This window comes from Acinetobacter sp. 24-47-47 (genome assembly GCF_057737035.1).
Genome location: NZ_CM173216.1, coordinates 838067 through 858077, shown reverse-complemented (window position 1 = coordinate 858077; position 20011 = coordinate 838067). Strand labels below are relative to the sequence as shown.

Annotated in this window: 20 protein-coding genes and 1 tRNA gene; 11 read left to right on the top strand and 10 right to left on the bottom strand. The window is 38.9% G+C overall.

Going from position 1 to position 20011, the window contains the following annotated elements:
• Positions 1–70: 70 nt before the first annotated feature.
• A complete protein-coding gene (gene ubiA / locus AC1M9E_RS03965) occupies positions 71–949 on the bottom strand; it encodes a 4-hydroxybenzoate octaprenyltransferase (RefSeq protein ID WP_488225049.1) in 879 nt (292 codons plus the stop codon).
• Positions 950–959: 10 nt separating this feature from the next.
• Entirely contained in the window at positions 960–1451 is a 492-nt protein-coding gene (locus AC1M9E_RS03960; protein ID WP_488225048.1) for a chorismate--pyruvate lyase family protein, read from the bottom strand.
• A gap of 159 nt (positions 1452–1610) precedes the next feature.
• Here AC1M9E_RS03960 and AC1M9E_RS03955 point away from each other — a divergent pair, with 159 nt between their 5' ends.
• The gene (locus AC1M9E_RS03955) at positions 1611–2525 is read left to right on the top strand and encodes a polysaccharide deacetylase family protein (RefSeq protein WP_488225047.1); all 915 of its coding nucleotides are present in this window, start codon (positions 1611–1613) and stop codon (positions 2523–2525) included.
• 30 nt (positions 2526–2555) lie between these two features.
• On the opposite strand, the gene AC1M9E_RS03950 is transcribed toward AC1M9E_RS03955, so the two are convergent.
• Both AC1M9E_RS03950 and glnA read right to left on the bottom strand, forming a co-directional pair.
• Entirely contained in the window at positions 2556–2834 is a 279-nt protein-coding gene (locus tag AC1M9E_RS03950; RefSeq protein WP_180028688.1) for a hypothetical protein, read from the bottom strand.
• A 96-nt stretch (positions 2835–2930) separates the two neighbouring features.
• A complete protein-coding gene (glnA, locus tag AC1M9E_RS03945; RefSeq protein WP_171076768.1) occupies positions 2931–4346 on the bottom strand; it encodes a type I glutamate--ammonia ligase in 1416 nt (471 codons plus the stop codon).
• Positions 4347–5298: 952 nt separating this feature from the next.
• Between glnA and AC1M9E_RS03940 the strand changes: the two genes are divergently transcribed.
• The 7 genes from AC1M9E_RS03940 (at position 5299) to AC1M9E_RS03910 (ending at position 10920) form a co-directional block, all read left to right on the top strand.
• Positions 5299–5883: an anthranilate synthase component II gene (locus AC1M9E_RS03940; protein ID WP_092765952.1), complete on the top strand. Its 585-nt coding sequence runs from the start codon at positions 5299–5301 to the stop codon at positions 5881–5883.
• A gap of 9 nt (positions 5884–5892) precedes the next feature.
• Positions 5893–6939 (top strand): anthranilate phosphoribosyltransferase, encoded by a 1047-nt coding sequence (gene trpD, locus AC1M9E_RS03935; protein WP_035266991.1) that lies wholly within the window; start codon positions 5893–5895, stop codon positions 6937–6939.
• A gap of 18 nt (positions 6940–6957) precedes the next feature.
• Complete coding sequence (trpC, locus tag AC1M9E_RS03930; RefSeq protein ID WP_481607116.1) at positions 6958–7764, top strand: indole-3-glycerol phosphate synthase TrpC; 807 nt, start codon at positions 6958–6960, stop codon at positions 7762–7764.
• 184 nt (positions 7765–7948) lie between these two features.
• Positions 7949–9040, top strand: a complete 1092-nt coding sequence (locus AC1M9E_RS03925; protein ID WP_035266988.1) for a calcium:cation antiporter — start codon at positions 7949–7951, stop codon at positions 9038–9040.
• Between the two features lie 120 nt (positions 9041–9160).
• A complete protein-coding gene (locus AC1M9E_RS03920) occupies positions 9161–9844 on the top strand; it encodes a Smr/MutS family protein (protein WP_488225046.1) in 684 nt (227 codons plus the stop codon).
• Between the two features lie 94 nt (positions 9845–9938).
• Positions 9939–10487, top strand: coding sequence for a GTP cyclohydrolase I FolE (folE, locus tag AC1M9E_RS03915; RefSeq protein WP_171076769.1), 549 nt, complete (start codon positions 9939–9941; stop codon positions 10485–10487).
• Positions 10488–10560: 73 nt separating this feature from the next.
• On the top strand, positions 10561–10920 hold the full coding sequence (locus AC1M9E_RS03910; protein WP_481593179.1) for a cupin domain-containing protein: 360 nt from the start codon (positions 10561–10563) through the stop codon (positions 10918–10920).
• Positions 10921–10965: 45 nt separating this feature from the next.
• On the opposite strand, the gene AC1M9E_RS03905 is transcribed toward AC1M9E_RS03910, so the two are convergent.
• The 4 genes from AC1M9E_RS03905 to hemE form a co-directional block, all read right to left on the bottom strand.
• Positions 10966–12843 (bottom strand): Lnb N-terminal periplasmic domain-containing protein, encoded by a 1878-nt coding sequence (locus AC1M9E_RS03905; RefSeq protein ID WP_481607118.1) that lies wholly within the window; start codon positions 12841–12843, stop codon positions 10966–10968.
• A 59-nt stretch (positions 12844–12902) separates the two neighbouring features.
• Positions 12903–13373, bottom strand: coding sequence for a DUF3015 family protein (locus AC1M9E_RS03900; RefSeq protein ID WP_481586570.1), 471 nt, complete (start codon positions 13371–13373; stop codon positions 12903–12905).
• A 150-nt stretch (positions 13374–13523) separates the two neighbouring features.
• Complete coding sequence (locus AC1M9E_RS03895; protein WP_481607119.1) at positions 13524–14324, bottom strand: DUF817 family protein; 801 nt, start codon at positions 14322–14324, stop codon at positions 13524–13526.
• A 17-nt stretch (positions 14325–14341) separates the two neighbouring features.
• Positions 14342–15415, bottom strand: coding sequence for a uroporphyrinogen decarboxylase (gene hemE, locus AC1M9E_RS03890; RefSeq protein WP_481607120.1), 1074 nt, complete (start codon positions 15413–15415; stop codon positions 14342–14344).
• Positions 15416–15620: 205 nt separating this feature from the next.
• Between hemE and AC1M9E_RS03885 the strand changes: the two genes are divergently transcribed.
• Together AC1M9E_RS03885 and AC1M9E_RS03880 are read left to right on the top strand one after the other, a co-directional pair.
• The gene (locus AC1M9E_RS03885; protein ID WP_092765945.1) at positions 15621–16850 is read left to right on the top strand and encodes a L,D-transpeptidase family protein; all 1230 of its coding nucleotides are present in this window, start codon (positions 15621–15623) and stop codon (positions 16848–16850) included.
• 148 nt (positions 16851–16998) lie between these two features.
• Positions 16999–17697, top strand: coding sequence for a pirin family protein (locus AC1M9E_RS03880; protein ID WP_481607121.1), 699 nt, complete (start codon positions 16999–17001; stop codon positions 17695–17697).
• 141 nt (positions 17698–17838) lie between these two features.
• Here AC1M9E_RS03880 and AC1M9E_RS03875 read toward each other — a convergent pair.
• Positions 17839–17928, bottom strand: a tRNA-Ser gene (locus tag AC1M9E_RS03875).
• Between the two features lie 90 nt (positions 17929–18018).
• Entirely contained in the window at positions 18019–18513 is a 495-nt protein-coding gene (gene greB, locus AC1M9E_RS03870; protein ID WP_180028138.1) for a transcription elongation factor GreB, read from the bottom strand.
• Between the two features lie 366 nt (positions 18514–18879).
• Here greB and AC1M9E_RS03865 point away from each other — a divergent pair, with 366 nt between their 5' ends.
• Positions 18880–19995 (top strand): transglycosylase SLT domain-containing protein, encoded by a 1116-nt coding sequence (locus tag AC1M9E_RS03865; protein WP_481607122.1) that lies wholly within the window; start codon positions 18880–18882, stop codon positions 19993–19995.
• Positions 19996–20011 lie beyond the last annotated feature (16 nt).

The window sequence follows — 20011 nt, the reverse complement described above, 5'->3', positions numbered from 1 at the left end:
TTTTAATTAAACATAAAAAAAAGCATCCGACTAGGATGCTTAATTAGTTTATTTTTATTTAATGTTAAGATTAAATTAATGCAATAAAAATCCCCATAAAGATCATCACCCCTACCCATCGGTTATGTCTAAATGCCCAGAAGCACCATTGCGGATCTTTATCACGTGTTTTGGTCCATTGATAGATGAAATCACCTACCACGAGCACTAATGCGATTAATCCAAAAGGGACAAGTATCTGTTCAAGCCATAGTGCAGCACCAATTAAAATGACACTCATCGCCTGCAATAAACTGATAATTTTAATATCATTTTTTCCAAACAAAATGGCCGTCGACTTAACCCCAATCTTTAAATCATATTCGCGATCCGTAATCGCATATTGAGTATCATAAGCTACAGTCCAAGCCAAATTACCGAAATAAAGTAGCCAACATGTCCAATCCAAAGGCTTACCCATTGCAGTAAATGACATCGGTATACCCCATGAGAATGCCATCCCCAGTACCACTTGAGGTAAATGTGTATAGCGCTTCATAAATGGATAGATGAAAGCAAGTACCAGCCCAATTAAGGCACAATAAAAAGTTTCAATAGGCAGGAAGAACAATGTACAAGCACTTGCAGCAACCAGTGCGATAAACACCCAAACTGCTTCTTTTGCAGAAATCACACCTGTGGCTAATGGACGATTTTTGGTTCTTTCTACGTGTGCATCCACTTTACGATCAGCAAAATCATTAATGGCACAACCCGCTGCACGCATAAATATAGTGCCACATACGATGGCAAGCAGTGTCACTAAATCAGGTATTCCACCAGCTGCAATCCACAGCGCCCATAAGGTGGGCCACAGGACTAACTCAGTACCAATTGGCTTATCGAAACGACATAAATAGTAATAAGCGCTTAAACGCTCGCGCCAGGTGATTGCTTGTGCGGTTGCCATAAAGTCTAGCTCAATGAGTTTTTATAAAACGTTCAAATGCTGGTAAAAATGTTTCTTGGACAATAAATTTACAGCCATGCCAAGTATAACAGCTCTGTCTGGTCCATCCATCCTCAAGTAGGATCACGCGACGTTGGCATTGCGGTTCTGTGCGTTGGAAGAGGAATCGACCTATAGGCTGATTTCCAATATGTTGAAAGAGACGTGCTTTTTTTTGAAGACTAGTAATTGGGAAAATAGATTTCGCTTTTACCCACGGTTCACACTCAGAACCAAATAAATGAGTCTCTCTAACCCAAGAAGTATGCTGATGAGATACACCCATCCAGCTGGCATCATGAAAATTTAAACGTTGAAATCGCTCTTGGATTCGTTGGACTTTAAATATTCCATCAGCTAAATCTGTCAGTTGTTGGGTAAGTGAGCCTGAGGCGTACAACCATTTTTTTAACTCAGGACACATTAATTTTTCCTGATGATTAAATTGACGGCTTTCAAGCATATTTCAGACTACCATTATTTTATACTCTCAAGTGTACCCAAGCTTTAGAACGAATGCACCAAACCTATGGTTTAGTTTAAGGCATCACACTCACACATTTCATACTGCACTCCCCCAAAAAATGCTATAAACATTCATTCGTAAACAACTTCATTAAACATGCTTAAATTTAGCTTGTACTTATTTATATCACTGTTATTTCTTTCCCAAGCTCATGCTCGTCAATTAGCACTGAGTTTTGATGATGGATTAAATCCAACTATCGATCCTACTGCTCCACACATTAATCAACAAATACTAGCGCATTTAAAATCCAAAAATATTCAATCGATCATTTTCCCAAGTTACATCAAAATCGGTGACAATGCGGGTAAAGACTTAATACGTCAATGGGATAAACACGGACACATTGTTGGCAATCACAGTGCTTTTCACGAAAATTTAAATAAACCTGAAATTTTGGCGAAAGACTACATCAAGAGCATTAAAATTAATGAATTGGTTTTTCATGATTTAAAAAACTATAGGAAAATTTTTAGATATCCCTATCTCAAAGAAGGCAATAATATTGCGAAAAGAGATCAAGTCCAACACTGGTTAAAACAAAATCATTACCAGCATGGTGGTGTCAGTATTGATGCAAGTGACTGGTTTTATAATCAAAAATATCTAGCGTATCTAAAAGCAGGAAAAACGTCACACATTAAAAGATTGAAGCGTGCTTATATTGATCATCTTCTTGATCGAGCTGAATATTATGACTCACTCGCATTGCAAACCCTTCAACACTCTCCTCAACATGTATTGTTACTCCATATGAATGCGATTAATGGACAGTTTCTAGGCGAGATCATTCTAGCCTTAGAAAGCAAAGGTTGGAAAATAATCAATGCAACAGATGCTTATACTAATCCACTATATAAGAATTTCAGCTCTAATATCCCCGCTGGAGAGAGTATTATATGGTCTATCGCCAAGAGCCAAAATATTGAAAATTTAAGATATCCTGCTGAGGATGCACCTTATGAGCGTGAAAACTTACTCAAATATGACTTGGATGATCACAAGGAATAAATCTTATTTTTTAGGCGCAGACACACACATTCAAGCACTGTCTGATTTTGCAATCACTTCAAATTTACCTTGCGCTGTTTTTACTAAAATAAAACCTTCGGCACTGATATAAAATTCATTTGGATAATCAAATTGTAAAGCCAAATCAGGATTTCTCAGTTCAAGAAATTGTGCCTGTTTATAGCCTTCCATGGTTCTGCCAACTTCCAAATAGGTCACTTCAGAAAAATTGAGCTTAAATCCTTTTTCGTGGTCACTTGGATCATTCCAAGGAAAAAATCCCGTGTGCTTTTTACGTGGCTTTGCCATGAAATATTTCTCATATTTGACTACATTTATTTTAACTCAAAACACAAAAAAACCCGCGCATTGCGCGGGTTTTTTACAGCGAAATTCGTGAACGAATTACAGGCTGTAGTACATATCAAATTCAACTGGGTGAGTTGTCGTATTAAGACGACGAACTTCTTCAGTTTTAAGCTCAATGTAAGCATCAAGCATTTCTTTAGTGAATACGCCACCTTTAAGAAGGTAATCGTGATCCGCTTGAAGAGCTTCTAAAGCCATATCCAAGCTGTGTGCAACTGTAGGAATTTTTGCTTCTTCTTCAGGAGGTAGATCATACAAATTCTTGTCTGAAGCTTCACCTGGATGAATCTTGTTTTGAATACCGTCGATACCCGCCATTAACAATGCAGCAAAACCTAAGTACGGGTTCATCATTGGATCTGGGAAACGTGCTTCAATACGTTTACCTTTCGGGCTAGAAACGTATGGAATACGGATAGAAGCTGAACGGTTACGCGCTGAGTAAGCAAGCATAATTGGCGCTTCATAATGTGGCACTAAACGCTTATACGAGTTTGTAGAAGGGTTAGTAATCGCATTTAATGAGCGTGCGTGCTTGATGATACCGCCAATGAAATACAATGCCATTTCTGAAAGGCCTGCATATTCATCACCAGCAAACAAGTTCTTGCCGTCTTTAGAAATTGACATATGAACGTGCATACCAGAACCGTTATCACCAACCATTGGTTTAGGCATAAACGTTGCAGTTTTAGCATATTGATGAGCAACGTTCCAAACAGCATATTTAAACTGTTGTACTTCATCAGCTTTACGAACCATTGTGTTGAAGCTCACACCAATTTCTAATTGGCAAGATGCAACTTCATGGTGATGTACTTCTACACGACCTGGCCCCATGATGTCTTCAATTTTCGCACACATTTCTGCACGCATATCGTGGTGAGAATCAACTGGAGGCACTGGGAAGTAACCACCTTTAACGCGTGGACGGTGGCCTGAGTTACCTGATTCGTAAGAATTACCTGTAGACCAAGCAGCTTCTTCAGCGATTAATGTATGGCGAGCACCAGACATATCGATGTCCCATTTAACTTCGTCAAATACGAAGAATTCTGGTTCTGGACCAAAGAAAGCAGTATCACCAATACCAGTAGATTTTAAATATTCTTCTGCACGGCGAGCAATTGAACGTGGGTCACGGTCATAACCTTGACCAGTAGATGGCTCAATAACATCACAAGTCACCACTACAGTTGGCTCTGCAAAAAACGGGTCGATAAAACCTGTTTCAGCATCTGGACGTAAGATCATGTCAGACGCTTCGATACCTTTCCAACCAGCAATTGAAGAACCGTCGAACATTTTACCATCTTCAAAAGTATCTTCATCGATAGTATCTGCTGGGTAAGTAACATGTTGTTCTTTACCCTTAGTGTCCGTAAAACGGAAGTCTACCCATTTTGCGCCACTTTCTTGGATGAGTTGTAGGACCTTGTTCGCCATGCTCATTTTGCTCCGATGATTTTTTGTTGCACATTTAGTGCGTGTTAGTAGTTGGTAGTTTTAAAGCAATTACCGTACCAACTTTTAAAAGCAAAGCTAAAATCTTGAAATCCTTATCAGATTAACAGCTTTATTCACTTTGCTTTGCGACTATTATACTGTGCTTAAAACTAAATGCACCATATTCAGGCACAGTTCATCGCAATAAAAAATATTTATTTACAACCTGTATCAAAATGGTGCATCTCAGAGCATGATCGTTTAATTATTAAACTTAAAGTCAAGTTTATTCAGGGATTTAATTACCTAATTTACCAAACGATATATTTTATAAATTTTTATAAATTAGAAAAATGGATCAAATTTTCAGACACATGCGTTTAACACATTGTTTTATATATCATTAAATAAAAAATTTTAATATTTTATTTTTATTTGGAAGACAAATAATCCAACTCAATCATAACTTTATTAATACACATCGAGCCATGATAAATCTAAATTTTGTGCATCATATTAGTTCAGTAAAATTAAATATCTTAGATAAATGATGTAAAAGTGAACGACCGCGAGACTAAATCTTATAAATTATAAATTTACTGAGTGCATTTTGTTTGTTTGTTTTTAACACAAATCTCACTCATCAAACACAATGATTAAAAAAACTTATGAATAACACGTATGAGCTTTTAGATTCAGATCAATATTTCATTTATTAGCGCTATTCACCTAGAACCATTCATTCACACATTAATTTGATTTAAGTGATCAATATTGCTGATGTTTTGAACCCCAAAATTTAACCTGCGCTGATAAAAGAATCTGCTATGATAACTGCCACTTAATCGCTTTGAGTTACTAGACAAGGATGCAGTCAACACCCTGTGATGCATCTTATCAATGTGAATAACAAAGCTAAATTAAGTTAAATTATAAATTTCAAGAGGTTAAGCTTAAAATGCTTCTGATGATCGACAACTATGACTCTTTTACCTACAACATCGTCCAATATTTTGGCGAGTTAAATCAGGAAGTAAAAGTGGTCCGTAATGATGCCGTGACTTTGGAGGATATTGAGCGATGGCAACCAAAATATCTCGTCATTGGACCTGGTCCCTGCTCTCCCTCTGAGGCAGGTATTTCAATCCCAGCGATTCAACACTTTTCAGGCAAGATTCCACTGCTTGGGGTGTGCTTAGGTCACCAAAGTATCGGGCAAGCATTTGGTGGAGATATTGTTCGTGCAAAAAAAGTAATGCACGGGCGTTTATCTGACATGTACCACTCTGATCAAGGGATCTTTAGCAATCTACCCTCTCCATTCTCAGCGACTCGCTATCACTCTTTAGTCATTGATCAAGCGACTTTACCTGAATGTTTAGAGGTGACGTGTTGGACCAATGAAGAAGATGGTTCTATGGAAGAAATTATGGGTGTGAAACATAAAACCCTTCCCGTTGAAGGTGTTCAGTTCCATCCAGAATCGATACTCAGCCAACATGGCCACAAAATTTTCCAAAACTTCTTAGAAATTTATGCGTAAGAGCAAGACATGAATATTCAACAAGCATTAAACAACATTACGAAAAATATTGAATTAACACAGCCTCAAATGGAAGCTGTTATGCGCACCATTATGGATGGTGAAGCGACTGATGCACAAATCGGTGCATTAATGATGGGTTTACGTTTAAAAGGCGAAAGTATTGACGAAATTACTGCTGCTGCACGCGTGATGCGTGAATATGCGATCAAGATTGATGTCAGTGATCTTCCATACTTAGTCGATATTGTTGGCACGGGTGGTGATGGACAAAACCTGTTTAATGTATCAACTGCATCAAGTTTTGTAATTGCAGCTGCAGGTGCAACGATTGCCAAACACGGTGGCCGAGGTGTGTCATCAAAATCAGGCTCGTCAGATCTATTAGAACAAGCTGGTATTAATCTCGACCTAAATATGGCACAGACTGAACGCTGTATCCGCGATTTGGGTGTGGGTTTTCTCTTTGCTCCAAACCATCATAAAGCAATGAAGTATGCAGCAGGTCCTCGTAAAGAATTGGGCTTCAGAAGCATTTTCAACTTACTTGGCCCGCTTACGAATCCGGCTGGTGTAAAGCGCTTTGTAATTGGCGTGTTCTCAACAGAATTATGTCGACCTATTGCTGAAGTTCTTAAGCAACTTGGTGCTGAGCACGTCATGGTTGTTCACTCTAAAGATGGGCTAGATGAAATCAGTCTTGCTTCATCCACCTATGTTGCTGAGTTAAAAAATGGTGAAATTACTGAATGGGAAATCCTCCCTGAGGATGTAGAGATTGAGTCTCAAACATTGACGCATTTATCTGTTGATAGCTCTGCTGAAAGTTTGGCACTGATCAAAGATGCACTAGGTAAGAAAAAATCACCGAAAGGTGAAAAAGCGGCCAGTATGATTGCATTAAATGCTGGTGCTGGTATTTATGTCTCAGGTTTAACTTCGAGTTATAAACAAGGTGTGGCATTAGCACATGACATCATTTATGGTGGTCAGGCACTTGAAAAGATGGATGTGCTTTCTGAATTCACAAAAACAATAAAACATTATGAAGCTTAATTAAGTCAGGACATTCTTATGTTAGATATCGCGAATACTATTCTTGGCAAAATTGTTGACCGTAAACAAGAAGAGTTTGCTGCACGATTAAAACAACGTAGTTATAAGGACGTCGAAGAACTCGCTCAAGCCGCTAGCCCTGTTCGCGGTTTTGCTCAAGCACTACAGCACAAACGTCCTGCTGTCATTGCTGAAATCAAAAAAGCATCTCCATCTAAAGGCATTATTCGAGAAAACTTCCATCCTGCTGAAATAGCTGAACAGTATCAATCAGCAGGTGCGGCATGTTTATCAGTACTTACAGATATTGATTTCTTCCAAGGTGCCGATGAGAACATTCATATTGCTCGTTCTCACTGTGATTTGCCTGCACTAAGAAAAGATTTCTTAATCGATCCTTATGGTGTGATTGAAGCTCGCGCATTGCATGCAGACTGTATCCTTCTCATTGTTGCATGTCTTTCAGATCAACAACTTGAGGAAATGTCGAAAACTGCATTTGAACATCATTTAGATGTACTGGTTGAAGTGCATGATGAATATGAACTAGAACGTGCTCTCAAATTATCAGATCGTTGTTTATTAGGCGTTAATAATCGTAATTTAAAAACTTTCGATGTTGATTTGAACACATCAATTCGTCTAAAAAAACAACTTGCACCATCTCGTTTATTAGTGACGGAAAGCGGCATTGCAACCTCAGCGGATGTCACCATGATGCAAGAAAATGACATTCACACTTTCCTTGTGGGTGAAAGTTTTATGAAACAGCCTCGTCCTGATCATGCCTTTACAGCATTATTTGGCGAACCTCAGAATATTTAACTCTAATATTCTGCGGTAAGGTTTTCAAATTCTAAGCTTTAGACCTGATAAGAATGGATTCCCGAATCCATTCTTGCCTCCATTAATTCCAACAACAATAGCTAGAACAAATTCAAAATAAATTTGATTAATAAACCATCAAACACTTATCATTATTTTTCAACAATAAATAGAACATAATCTTATGAAAACGAATCGCTTTAATCCCACATGGACCATTGCTATACCTATAGTTTCACTGGTTATTCTGGGTGTATATCATCTTGTTCCAAGCTTTCCATTTATTGTCACATTACTTTGTGTTGGTCTGATTGGCAGTGTAGTGACTGCTGTGCATCATGCAGAAGTTATTGCTCATAAAGTAGGAGAACCGTTTGGTACGTTAGTGTTGGCATTATCCGTCACGATTATCGAAGTTGCACTGATTGTTTCAATGATGATGTCAGGTGGTCCTGAAGCCATGGGGCTTGCACGTGATACGATTTTTGCAGCGGTGATGATCATCTTAAATGCAATCATTGGTCTAAGCTTATTATTAGGTGCCACTAAACATCAAGTTCAAGGCTTTAATTTAGAAGGTGTCACTGCTGCTTTAGGCACCATGACCGTCATTATTGTTATTGCCATGGTATTGCCAAATTATGTGACTAACTCACCAGCAATTGGCAGCTACAACAATTCACAATTATTTTTTATCGCCATCATTACTTTGATATTATTTTCAGCGTTTACTTTTTTCCAAACTGTACGTCATCGTGACTACTTCCTACCAGTAGAAGTCGATCAGAATGCTGTAGAAGAAGATGTCTTCATTCCTAGTATTCATACTGTCATGATCAGCTTAATAATGCTGATCGTCTCTTTGATTGCTGTGGTATTGTCAGCAAAAGGAATTTCTCCAACACTTGAAAGCCTACTGACTCAGTTTGGCGCACCGTTAGCGACCCTTGGGATCATAATTGCAGCAATTGTATTACTGCCAGAGTTTGGAGCTTCTATTCGTGCAGCAAAAGCAAATCGGCTTCAATCAAGTTTAAATTTAGCCATAGGTTCTGCAATTGCAAGTATCGGACTTACGATTCCTGTGGTGGCTTTTTTTGCGATCGGCATGGGCTGGACACTCGAGTTAGGTTTAGATGCAAAATCATTAGCATTACTCGTACTATCACTTTTTGTTGTTTCAAATTCTCTGCGTACTGGATACACCACCATTTTGCCAGGCATTGTACATCTGTGTATTTTTGCCACATACCTATTTTTTAGCTTTGTCCCTTAAGTTATCTCCACTTAATTTAACCTGTTAAAATCAACTTAAATACTCCTCACTACAAAGTTGAGGGGTTTTCGGATTATAATCACATTCATTCATCTTCCACTTTAAAGTTACAAACACGTTATGAGTAAACATGATTCTTCTTTATCAAAAGATCAATTTAATTTACTGAAACAGTTTAAGAAACAAATCAGTAATCCTGCTCCTCGTGTTGAAGCTCCTAAACCTATTGAAAAGACGGTTGAACAAGAGCATGAGGAAGATTTAGAACTCTTTCGTCAGCAGATGCAAGGTGTTCAAAAAATTGATCATGGCAATATTGCAAAAATTGAGAAACCATTAAAAAAGAAATTGGATGCTCAAACCTTAGCAAAACGTGCTGCTGCTGAAGGTCCAATGCATACTGATGAAACTGTGATGTCTGATACTCAAGCCATGCTCAATCCAGTTGGCAGTCAGGCTAGTCTCAGTTATCGAATTGCGACCTTACAACACAAAGTATTTGAAGATCTGAAAGCTGGAAATTTACGTTGGTTTGAAGCAGTTGATTTGCATGGCTGTACCGTAGAAGAAGCACGTTCAGCTGTATTGCAAATTATTCAGATAGCGAAAGAGCAAAATCAAAACGTCATTAAAATTGTTCATGGTAAAGGCCCTGAAGCTGTTTTAAAAACCTATGTTAATAGTTGGCTCAGACAACATCGTGATGTTTTGGCTTTTGTCAGTGCGCCTGAAAAACAAGGTGGCACTGGCGCGGTCTTAGTTCTGCTTAAACGTGCAGAAAAGAATCCAAAATTTACTCAATAATCGGAATTTTTTCTGAATATACGGCATTGTAATCGTTTTCTGATACAATGCCGTCCTTGTTCAACATCTGTGTAAGTGAACACGTCTTATGTCTATGCAGCAATCCTACGCCAACATTTTAACTGCCGTTGGCGAAGATCTTACTCGTCCTGGTCTTAAAGATACACCAATGCGTGCTGCTAAAGCTTTTTCGTATTTGACGTCAGGTTATAGCCAAACGCTTGAAGAAGTGACCAACAATGCGGTCTTCCCTTCAGACAACCGTGAAATGGTTTTGGTCAAGAACATCGAATTCTATTCGCTTTGTGAACATCATTTACTGCCGTTCTATGGACGTGTGCATATTGCCTACTTACCAGAAGGTCAAGTTTTAGGTTTATCTAAATTTGCACGTATTACTGAAATGTTTGCCCGTCGTCTACAGATTCAAGAAAATCTAACTCAACAGATTGCTGAAGCTGTGGCTCAAGTGACTGGTGCTAGAGGCGTAGCTGTTGTCATTGATTCAGCACATATGTGTATGATGATGCGTGGTGTAGGCAAACAAGAGTCAACCACTCGTACAGTATCATTTGTTGGGGACTTTAAAACTAACAAAGATGAACGTCGCGAGTTTCTGAGCGCTGTTCCAGAAAGTTATTAATTCATAAAAACCTCAACCCTGTTGAGGTTTTTTTTAGACCGTATTCCAAGGCTCAATTTCTTAAGGTGAATATATGACATCTCTTCATGTTGCAGGTCAAGGTCAACAACACGCAGAAAAATCAGTCGACTTCCCGCGTCCTGATCGTCTCGTCCAAGGCAATCCCGAACGTCACACCTACAGTCTTTATGAACACGAGCATATGGAATGTGGGATTTGGGAATGTGAAGTTGGTGCTTGGAATATTCAATTTGCCGACAATAAACAAGAATTCTTTCAAATTATAGAAGGAAAAGTTCGCATCCACACTCAAAACAAAAATCACTTTATCGAAGTTTCGGCAGGTCAAGCAGGTGTAATCCCACCAGGATTCATTGGCACATTTGAAGTCGTTGAGCAAGTAAAAAAGTACTATGTGAATGTAATCGTTTAAAAACAAGCTTCACCTTTCAGCACAGTACTTCCTAGTACTGTATATTTACCAATAGCGCGTAAATCCCAAACTAGTTTGATGCCAATCATGCTGTTTTTGTAATTGATAATTCCAGTGAATAGAGATAGCACTTTGCGAGTTAGGTGCATAATGAAGTGAGGATCTTAGTCCGAGCTGCCAAGCCTGCTGATCCTCCCAAAAAGGGATTTCAACTTGCACTAAACTATTCACTCGATCTGACCATAAACTTTGGCAACCTACAGTTGGCCCTAGCCCCAATCTCCAACCCTTTTCTAAACTTTTTCCAGCTTGAATATGATTTTGCATCTGCGCATAACACAGGTGTTCACGATCTGCATCTGCCCAACTATATCCAAACTGTGTTGATAGATTCAAAACACCATGTTGCTCGGTATCACTGAAATTTCCAGAATCATCAATTGAGAGTTGTTTCCAACCGAATCCAAATCCCCAACTCAACGGCGTCTTAAAAGGCGTAATTGGATTATAAGAATTCACTTCTAAAAGATCCAAATCAGCCAACTTGAGTTGATCATTCCGAAACTCAAGACTCCCCTCAAGAAATTTCAACTGCGTTCCAAGTCGGTATCCCCCCTGAAGATCAGATAAATCGTGATAGGCTTGTCGATGGTTGATCTGCACAAACGTATCGTCTTGCACTCGTCCAAATTCAATCGATGTTTTTCGAGCATGATGCCCATCCACAGGGTCAATTCGTGGTCTTGCCACTTCAGTACGTTGTTTTTCAACAGGGAGTTGGCTTCTTAAACTCAAAATTTGTCGTATTTTAGGTTGCGCAATACTCGCTTCGATTTTTTGAGAAATGAGCTGTAGATACAAATGATCATATGCCATCTCAAGAATACGCGCCTGATCCTTGGCCGTAAATTGAGCTAAAAATTCACGCATTTGTGCTGGTTGCACCAGCGTTAATTGATGTGCCGAATGTGCTAAGTCATTACCATGTTGTTTTGCTTGATGAAGTAACTGCGTTTCAAGTGCTGGGCGATAAACAGTATCTTTAATGAGGCCTTGCTGCTGCACCGCTTTGATGGTTTCGACTGGAATTGCAATATGACTAAACTGTGCTTGTAGATTGGCATCGGGTTTTACCAAATCAATGAGTCCCAATAAGCGGTAGGCACAATTATCACTTATAAAATAATAGGGAAATTGGACATGCTTTAACTCCCAGATATGTTGTACTAAACGTGTGGTTTCTTCTGGGTTTAATGCTAATTCGTATTCCCACAAATCACGGCTTTCGAAATCACCATACTCTTTTACTTTTCGATAGTAGGGCATTAACGAATATTCACCTGGATATTGACCCGTTAAGCCTTTCCAAGCAAAAGAAAAACTATCACTATTTTCGACCGTCGCAGCGTAGTTGACTGCATAAGAAATAAGATTAAGCTCTTTTTGATCTTTAGGATCAAGACGTAGCAAGGTATGACCAAACATCGAACTTGGATTTCCCATGAAATCTGTCGCATAAATCAATGTTGCTTGATACGGTTTAATCTGTCCAATCCATTCCTCTAGAGCAGGACAATCTGCTTTAGGAAGCTCCTCTTGTTTTATTTTCAGTTGTTCTATTAACCATGCAGAGCGAGCTGGGAAACGACATATAATGGATTGATCTTGTCCTCGATCTATAAATAATTCACGAATATTTGCATTCAGCTCATCTTCTAAATTATCTGCACCATTTGCACTAAAAAAAAATCCTGAATAGCTGACTTCACTCTTCGCTTGATGTGCATACATTAATCTTTGCCAAGTTTTATTTTTATCAAGCTGATGGTGTTGTGCTTGTGCAATATATTGTTCAACTGGAGAAGTATATGCATGTGTCAGAAAGCTACTGACAATCAAGGCAGAAAAAAAAGCAAATTTCATAAAATGAACTTAATAATGATGAAACAAAAAAACCCCGCCATAAGACAGGGTTTTCGCAATTAAACGTAAGCTTTTAAAACTTCGTCTTGAGACATAACAGTTTGAAGAGATGCAAGGACTTGGAATGCATCTTGATTGTCCGCTGAATAAATTTCAGAGAAATTTTCTTTTGATACTGCAAAGAAACGTGCTTTATCTTCAGATTTAATATTCAGAAGCTCTGCAAGGACGTTAAGACTTTCCCCCTCACCTACCGCCATATCACGTGCAAGAGCTTCGGAATTTTCATTTGTAAATGTTACTGCTTGTGCTGTTACTGTACCTGTACCACTACAGCCTAACGTCCCGAAAGTAATACCGAATAATTGGTTAGCAAATAAACCGTTGGTCGTACCTGCTAAGATTTTTGCAACTTTACCAGACTGACCTGCCCAAACTTGTGAACCGATACCACAACCCACATCACGGTCAGCAAATGCAGCTGTTGATCCTACTGCCAATACCGCAGCTAAAGCTAATTTTTTATACATAACATCACTCCAAACTTGATGTACTCAAGTGTTCTTTATTGTTTCAATTTTGTTCTTTTACGAACTTCTTTAACATAGCGATATCAAGCCAAGAACGCAAAACAAATCTTACCAATGCCATCAAGTATCGAGTTTTTTTGATGAATTAACTTATTCGCCCTTCAATCGCCACAAACCCTGTGAATTCCGTTCACCTAGGATTTTTAACACCAATACTAAACTCAGCATTAATAGGAGATACCAAGAGCCAAGTTTCCCCCATCCCACCATATGCCACTGTTCCACTTGCGTTGGATACAACCAAATTTGATAAAAAGTACTGATATTTTCAGCAATCCAAATAATAAATGCCAACAACAAAAGCACAGGAAGCATTGGCAAGGTCATTTCATGATATTTAAGCTTGAACGTTATTTTAGTTTTCCAAAATATCAATACGCTCCATGCAAACAATAAGTATCGTATATCTGGGATAAAGAACTTCGTCATAAAGTTTAAATAGGACAAGATCGCTAAACTCATCATATTGAAAAAACTAGGTAAGTTCTCAATTTCTACGCGATAGAGCCTGAGTGAACGAGCAAAAAAACTGCCTACAGCAGAATACATAAATCCCGCAAAAAGTGGTACGGTCATAATCTTAAATACCGCAGGTTGCGGATATTGCCATGATGCAATCTGTGGATGGGTCAGGAAAATCTCCATGACCATGGCCACCATATGAAAAATTGCAATAACTTTGGCTTCAGCCCAAGACTCTAACTTTAAAAGCAGTAAACAGACCTGAATAACCATTGCATAAATCAAGAGGTAGTCGTATCGGTACAATCCATAATATTCTTGATGCCCTATCGAAGCCGTCAAAGCAAAGGCTAGCAGTAATAAAATACCAAATAAGGCAGCGGATGCTGCCTTATAATGAAACTCAAATAATGATTTTAAAAAGCTCACACATTCATCCTAAATGCTTAGCCTAAATATTTTGCGCTGTACTCATGTACCGTATCAATGAAAACTTTAGGATTCGCAGGATCTACCCATTGGGTGATACCGTGTCCAAGGTTTGCAACATAACCCGTTTTTTCACCAGCAGCATATGCATCATCGAGCATTAATTTTACTGACTTTTCGATACTCGCAGGAGAGCCATATAATGTTGCAGGGTCTAAATTACCTTGTAGGGCAGCGCGACCAGCAACAGTTTGACGTGCAACATTTAAAGGGGTTGTCCAATCTAGTCCAAACGCATCTGCGCCAGTTGCGATCATAGGTTCTAACCATTGACCACCACCTTTGGTAAATAAAATTACTGGTACTTTGCGGCCTTCATTTTCACGATTTAAACCCTTCACGATTTTGTGCATATAATTGAGGGAAAATTCTTGATATTCTCGATGTGCAAGTGCACCACCCCAACTGTCAAAAATTTGAATCGCCTGCGCACCTGCCTCAATCTGTGCGTTCAAATAATCTATGACTGAATCAGCCAAATGATCTAACAAGGCATGTAAAACTTCAGGTTGTGCATACATCATTTGCTTGGTGTAACGGAAATCTTTACTCGACCCACCCTCGATCATATACGTCGCGAGTGTCCATGGACTCCCAGAAAACCCGATTAGCGGTACCTGGCCACCTAATGCTGATCGGATTGTCGACACTGCATTCATGACATAGTCTAAGTCCGATTTAGCATCAATTTTTGGTAATTGGGCTACATCCTGCTCAGTACGGACTGTTTTCTTAAATTTTGGTCCTTCCCCTGCTTCAAAATATAGTCCTAAGCCCAAAGCATCAGGAATAGTCAAAATATCTGAAAATAGGATGGCTGCATCTAAGTCATAGCGACGAAGCGGCTGTAAAGTCACTTCACAAGCAAAGTCATTATTTTTGCATAAAGAAAGAAAATCACCCGCAGTTGCGCGTGTCGCACGGTATTCAGGTAAATATCGACCAGCCTGACGCATCATCCAAACTGGCGTGCAGTCCACAGGTTCACGTAATAAGGCACGCAGAAAACGATCATTTTTTAAGGTCGTCATTTACTTTCTCGATGCAAAATTGAAATTCCATTCATCATACCAAAAAGCTGCACTTTAAAGTATTTAGTTAGAATGAAAATAAAGATTGAGACTATCGGAATTTATTTGATTTAAACAAAACAAATACTGCATATCCGTGTTTTTTCTGCAATACTTTATCCGTGTTTTTATAAATCAATATGAATAATTCTTAAGGTTGAATTACATGTTCGTTCGCTCAATTCTTGCTTTGAGTTTAAGTTGTATTATGTCTGGAACTGCATTGGCTGCTTCTGGTACTGCTGAACAACCGCTTTCTCCAATTACAAAAACGAGTTTAGATACTATTCAAGATCCAATTGATCCTCTCGCGGTAGAATCTAGCTCTGAAGCCCAAATTAGCCAGCAAGAGCAAAATGATCTAAATCAAGCTGCAGATACGCTTCAAAACCTAGAAAGAACTGAGGATAGCACTGCGGACATTGGCAGTGCACCTGCATCTTCAGCAGTGACAAATTCAGCTCCATCTACATCAGCACCTGCTACAGCAAATTCATGGACGCTAGACAGTCTGAATAATGCTGAATGGTATGAAAATATTGGCAAAGGTCAATTCCCTGTATATGCCCGTGCACATGTAATGTTAAATAATTCACATGCTTCACCAGGTGCTATTGACGGTACAAGTGGAAAAAATACACTTAAAGCAATTGCTTCATTCCAGCAAATGAATGGTTTAAAGGCTACAGGTGTTTTGACGAAAGAAACTTGGGATGCTCTAGTTGCACGCCAAGCTGGTAAACCTGCTTATGTTGAATATACGATTACCGAAGCAGACCTAAAAGGTCCTTATGCAGCCTCAATTCCTCATGACTATGCTTTACAAGCGAAAATGAAAGGTCTTTATTACACTCGTGTAAGTGAAATGCTGGCTGAAAAATTCCATATGGATGAAGAGTTTCTCAAGAAACTAAATCCTAAAGCGACATTTAAGAAAGCGGGTGAAAAGCTTATTGTGACCAACATTCGCAATGAACTTCCAGAAAATATTCATTTAATCGTGGCTCATAAAGGCGCTAAACAACTTTATTTATTTAACCAACAAAACCAAATGGTTGGCTCATTCCCAGCAACCATCGGTAGTGCTGACACCCCTTCTCCGACTGGAACATACAAAATTACTGGTGTAGCGAAAAACCCTTGGTATAGCTATTCACCAAGTAACTTTGTACAAGGTAAAAATTTGAAGCCACTTTCATTACCACCTGGTCCTAATGGCCCTGTAGGTAATATCTGGATCGGTTTAAGCAAAAAATCGTTCGGTATTCACGGCACACCTAACCCATCAAGTATTTCTAAGACAGCTTCACACGGTTGTATCCGCTTAACCAACTGGGATGCGAATGATCTGGGTAACAAAGTTCGTTCTGGCGTTACCGTAAAATTCTTAGAATAATCTAATTTTAAAAAGCCTGCTTCAAGCAGGCTTTTTTATCCTTTTTATGTTTCAAAATTAGAACGATACGTTGTCCTAACCTACTATCTTATTCATTTTAAACTATTAAAATAACATCATCTTTAAGAATAATGAAAGGAGCATCATCATGAATGCTTATTTACATCGCAGTGAATCACGTGGTCATGTAAAAATGGGTTGGTTAGAATCCAAACACAGCTTCTCATTTGGGAGCTGGTATGACCCTAACCACATGGGCATCAGTGCTCTCCGTGTCATTAATGATGACCTCATAGCTGGTCATCAAGGCTTCGGTACACATCCACACGACAATATGGAAATTCTCACCTGTGTATTGCAGGGAGCGATTACACATAAAGATAGTATGGGTAACCACGGTGATATCAAAGCTGGTGAATGGCAACTGATGAGTGCAGGTACAGGCATTCAACACAGTGAAATAAACCAAGGTGATGAAACAGTTCATTTACTGCAAATCTGGATTATTCCAAATCAGCGCGATGCAGAGCCGAATTACCAACAAATTCAACTCGATCCTGCTGAACAACCGAACAAATGGCATCTGATTTGTGGACCGACAGAACAAGCACCCATGCATATTCGCCAAAATGCGGAGGTTAAAACAGCTGTTTTGGAGAAAGGTCATTCACTTGAAGTTGTTGCAACACAACATGTCAGCTATCTACATGTGATTAGTGGTTCAATTCAAGTCGCTGAACACACTGTGAATGCTGGAGATGCTATTGCATTTATTGATCCAGCGCAGATTGAAGCATCAGAAGATGCTCGTGTGATTTGGTTCGATCTTCCAGAAAAAGTGGCTTAAACGCTGTAGAGAAACCACCTTAGGGTGGTTTTTTATGCCATGCTCAAAAAATTAAATCAAACAGTAAATATCAGTCTTAATATCGCACGAATATGAAGAAAATAAAAAAAGCCACTAATGATTAGTGGCTTTTTAAAAATTTGGCGGAAGCGGTGAGATTCGAACTCACGGAGGACTCACACCCTCGTCGGTTTTCAAGACCGGTGCATTAAACCGCTCTGCCACGCTTCCAATGGCGGCTATCATATAAATATTTTTTAAAATTGGCAAACACTTTTCTAAGAAATTTTGCTCGCCTGCCTATTTTTAAATCAGAAATTACTATTTTGATGAATTTTCGAGCTTTTCATAGCGAATTGAATTAATAAACCATGTTTTTTTTCCCAAGGGTGTATGTACCTCAAATTCATCATCTACTTGCTTACCTAACATTGCACGTGCCATAGGTGAATCTATTGAAATATGTTGAGGATGATGATCATAAATTTCATCTACACCGACAATCCGAATCGTCTTTAGTTGGCCTTCCTCGTTCTCGATGTCTACCCAAGCGCCAAAATATACTTTGCCCTCTTGTTCAGGAGAAAAATCGATAATCCGCAACTCTTCAAGTCGTTTACCGAGGTAACGAACACGACGGTCTATTTTTCGTAAAATTTGTTTATTGTATTGATAATCTGCGTTTTCAGAACGATCACCTAAACTGGCAGCCCAATTCACTTTTTTGGTGATTTCAGGTCGTTCCTCATGCCATAAGTATTGTAGTTCTGCGACCAATTTGTCATGCCCACTTCGGGTAATTAAATTCGATTTCATAGGCGATAAAATGAGTATTTTGCTTACGTTATAGCGACACATTGCAACATTTTATACCGCATTTCTACATGGAAAAATTTTATAAAGTTTTTTCTTTTTATTTATCAATATCTTAAAACCATGTTTTTTATTTTTTTTTGTACAAAATTTGACATGAGTAAAATTGACCATTAATATGCGCCCATGTTTTATCTTGATTACTTTTTGTACGAAGATCTTTTCTTCAATATTTTATCCACCCACACATGTCATTTTGAATGACGTTCATGACGCCCACCCTAATTGAATTTATCAACTTTAAATAAAAGTTTAAGGCGGTACTGCTTTTGCTTTTTTTGGGCATAAATTACTTGTAGCGGAGACAACATGCGCAGTAGTTCAAACACTGGATCGAGGCTTTGCCTTAATTCACTAACTTCTTCTCTCTCGTTTAAAGCGATGGTCCTCGCTACAGCATTTATCCCATTTCATGCATTAAATGCAACAAAGACCGACAACCAATACAACTCCATTGTAAATTCGAACAAGCTTACAGTGGTGGCCGTGTCAAATCCCACCGTGGTTTTTAAAGACGGTAACTTCAAACATGGCTTTGGCTATGACTTGGTGAGCAGTTACGCTCAAAACTTAAATGTAAAACTCGATTTTAAAACGGTTCAAAGTAATGAAGCCGCTTTGAAAATGGTGCAGCAAGGTAAAGCTCATTTCGCGGTGACCACAGCATCGATCATGACCATTGAGCAAAAGAATCTTTCAGGTTTTTCCGCATCATGTGGTGACCTTGAAAGCTTACGCAAAAATGGGCTTAATCCAGAAATCAATTGGGTTTTTAAAAATGCTGCTGATCCTTTAACAGATACTGCCAGCGGTTTTGTTTGTCAAAGCAAGCAAAATGGTGCTATCCGTCAAATGGCATCTTTCTACAACCGCAACGTGGTTAAACAAGATGATTGGGATACTATTCAGCGCAATCTGAAAACACGTATGCCAATTTATAAAGCTAGCTTTAAAAAGTCAGCCCAAACATACGACTTAGATTGGCACTTCCTCGCTGCGATAGGCTACCAAGAGTCGTTCTTAAAACCGAATTCTGTGTCTCCTACAGGTGTGCGTGGCATCATGATGCTCACCAACAACACAGCAAAAGCAATGGGTGTGTCAGATCGTGTTGATCCTGCTCAAAGTATTGCAGGTGGTGCGAAGTATTTTGATCTGATGATGTCGAAATATGATTATATTCCTAAACATGATCGTTATTGGTATGCCCTCGTGGCTTACAATATGGGGCCAGGTGCCACAGATGCGATTATGAAGCGCCTAAAAGCCCAAGGAAAAAATCCGAATGATTGGATACAGGTATATGATTTTCTTTACCGTAATCAATCGCACAATACGCGTTATAAGCAAGCGATCCAATACGTCACTCGTATTCGTGCTTATTTAGAACATATAAAAACGACACCAAGTTTGGTGAGTATTTAACAAAAAAAAGCTTACC

Bases quoted from the DNA above. Each gene is read 5' to 3' on its own strand.
- hemE (WP_481607120.1), bottom strand. From the start codon at position 15,415: ATGACGACCTTAAAAAATGATCGTTTTCTGCGTGCCTTATTACGTGAA.
- AC1M9E_RS03865 (WP_481607122.1), top strand. From the start codon at position 18,880: ATGCGCAGTAGTTCAAACACTGGATCGAGGCTTTGCCTTAATTCACTA.
- trpC (WP_481607116.1), top strand. From the start codon at position 6,958: ATGTTAGATATCGCGAATACTATTCTTGGCAAAATTGTTGACCGTAAA.
- folE (WP_171076769.1), top strand. From the start codon at position 9,939: ATGCAGCAATCCTACGCCAACATTTTAACTGCCGTTGGCGAAGATCTT.
- glnA (WP_171076768.1), bottom strand. From the start codon at position 4,346: ATGAGCATGGCGAACAAGGTCCTACAACTCATCCAAGAAAGTGGCGCA.
- ubiA (WP_488225049.1), bottom strand. From the start codon at position 949: ATGGCAACCGCACAAGCAATCACCTGGCGCGAGCGTTTAAGCGCTTAT.
- AC1M9E_RS03960 (WP_488225048.1), bottom strand. From the start codon at position 1,451: ATGCTTGAAAGCCGTCAATTTAATCATCAGGAAAAATTAATGTGTCCT.
- AC1M9E_RS03925 (WP_035266988.1), top strand. From the start codon at position 7,949: ATGAAAACGAATCGCTTTAATCCCACATGGACCATTGCTATACCTATA.
- AC1M9E_RS03885 (WP_092765945.1), top strand. From the start codon at position 15,621: ATGTTCGTTCGCTCAATTCTTGCTTTGAGTTTAAGTTGTATTATGTCT.
- AC1M9E_RS03880 (WP_481607121.1), top strand. From the start codon at position 16,999: ATGAATGCTTATTTACATCGCAGTGAATCACGTGGTCATGTAAAAATG.
- AC1M9E_RS03905 (WP_481607118.1), bottom strand. From the start codon at position 12,843: ATGAAATTTGCTTTTTTTTCTGCCTTGATTGTCAGTAGCTTTCTGACA.
- AC1M9E_RS03910 (WP_481593179.1), top strand. From the start codon at position 10,561: ATGACATCTCTTCATGTTGCAGGTCAAGGTCAACAACACGCAGAAAAA.
- AC1M9E_RS03920 (WP_488225046.1), top strand. From the start codon at position 9,161: ATGAGTAAACATGATTCTTCTTTATCAAAAGATCAATTTAATTTACTG.
- AC1M9E_RS03940 (WP_092765952.1), top strand. From the start codon at position 5,299: ATGCTTCTGATGATCGACAACTATGACTCTTTTACCTACAACATCGTC.
- greB (WP_180028138.1), bottom strand. From the start codon at position 18,513: ATGAAATCGAATTTAATTACCCGAAGTGGGCATGACAAATTGGTCGCA.
- AC1M9E_RS03950 (WP_180028688.1), bottom strand. From the start codon at position 2,834: ATGGCAAAGCCACGTAAAAAGCACACGGGATTTTTTCCTTGGAATGAT.
- AC1M9E_RS03900 (WP_481586570.1), bottom strand. From the start codon at position 13,373: ATGTATAAAAAATTAGCTTTAGCTGCGGTATTGGCAGTAGGATCAACA.
- AC1M9E_RS03955 (WP_488225047.1), top strand. From the start codon at position 1,611: ATGCTTAAATTTAGCTTGTACTTATTTATATCACTGTTATTTCTTTCC.
- trpD (WP_035266991.1), top strand. From the start codon at position 5,893: ATGAATATTCAACAAGCATTAAACAACATTACGAAAAATATTGAATTA.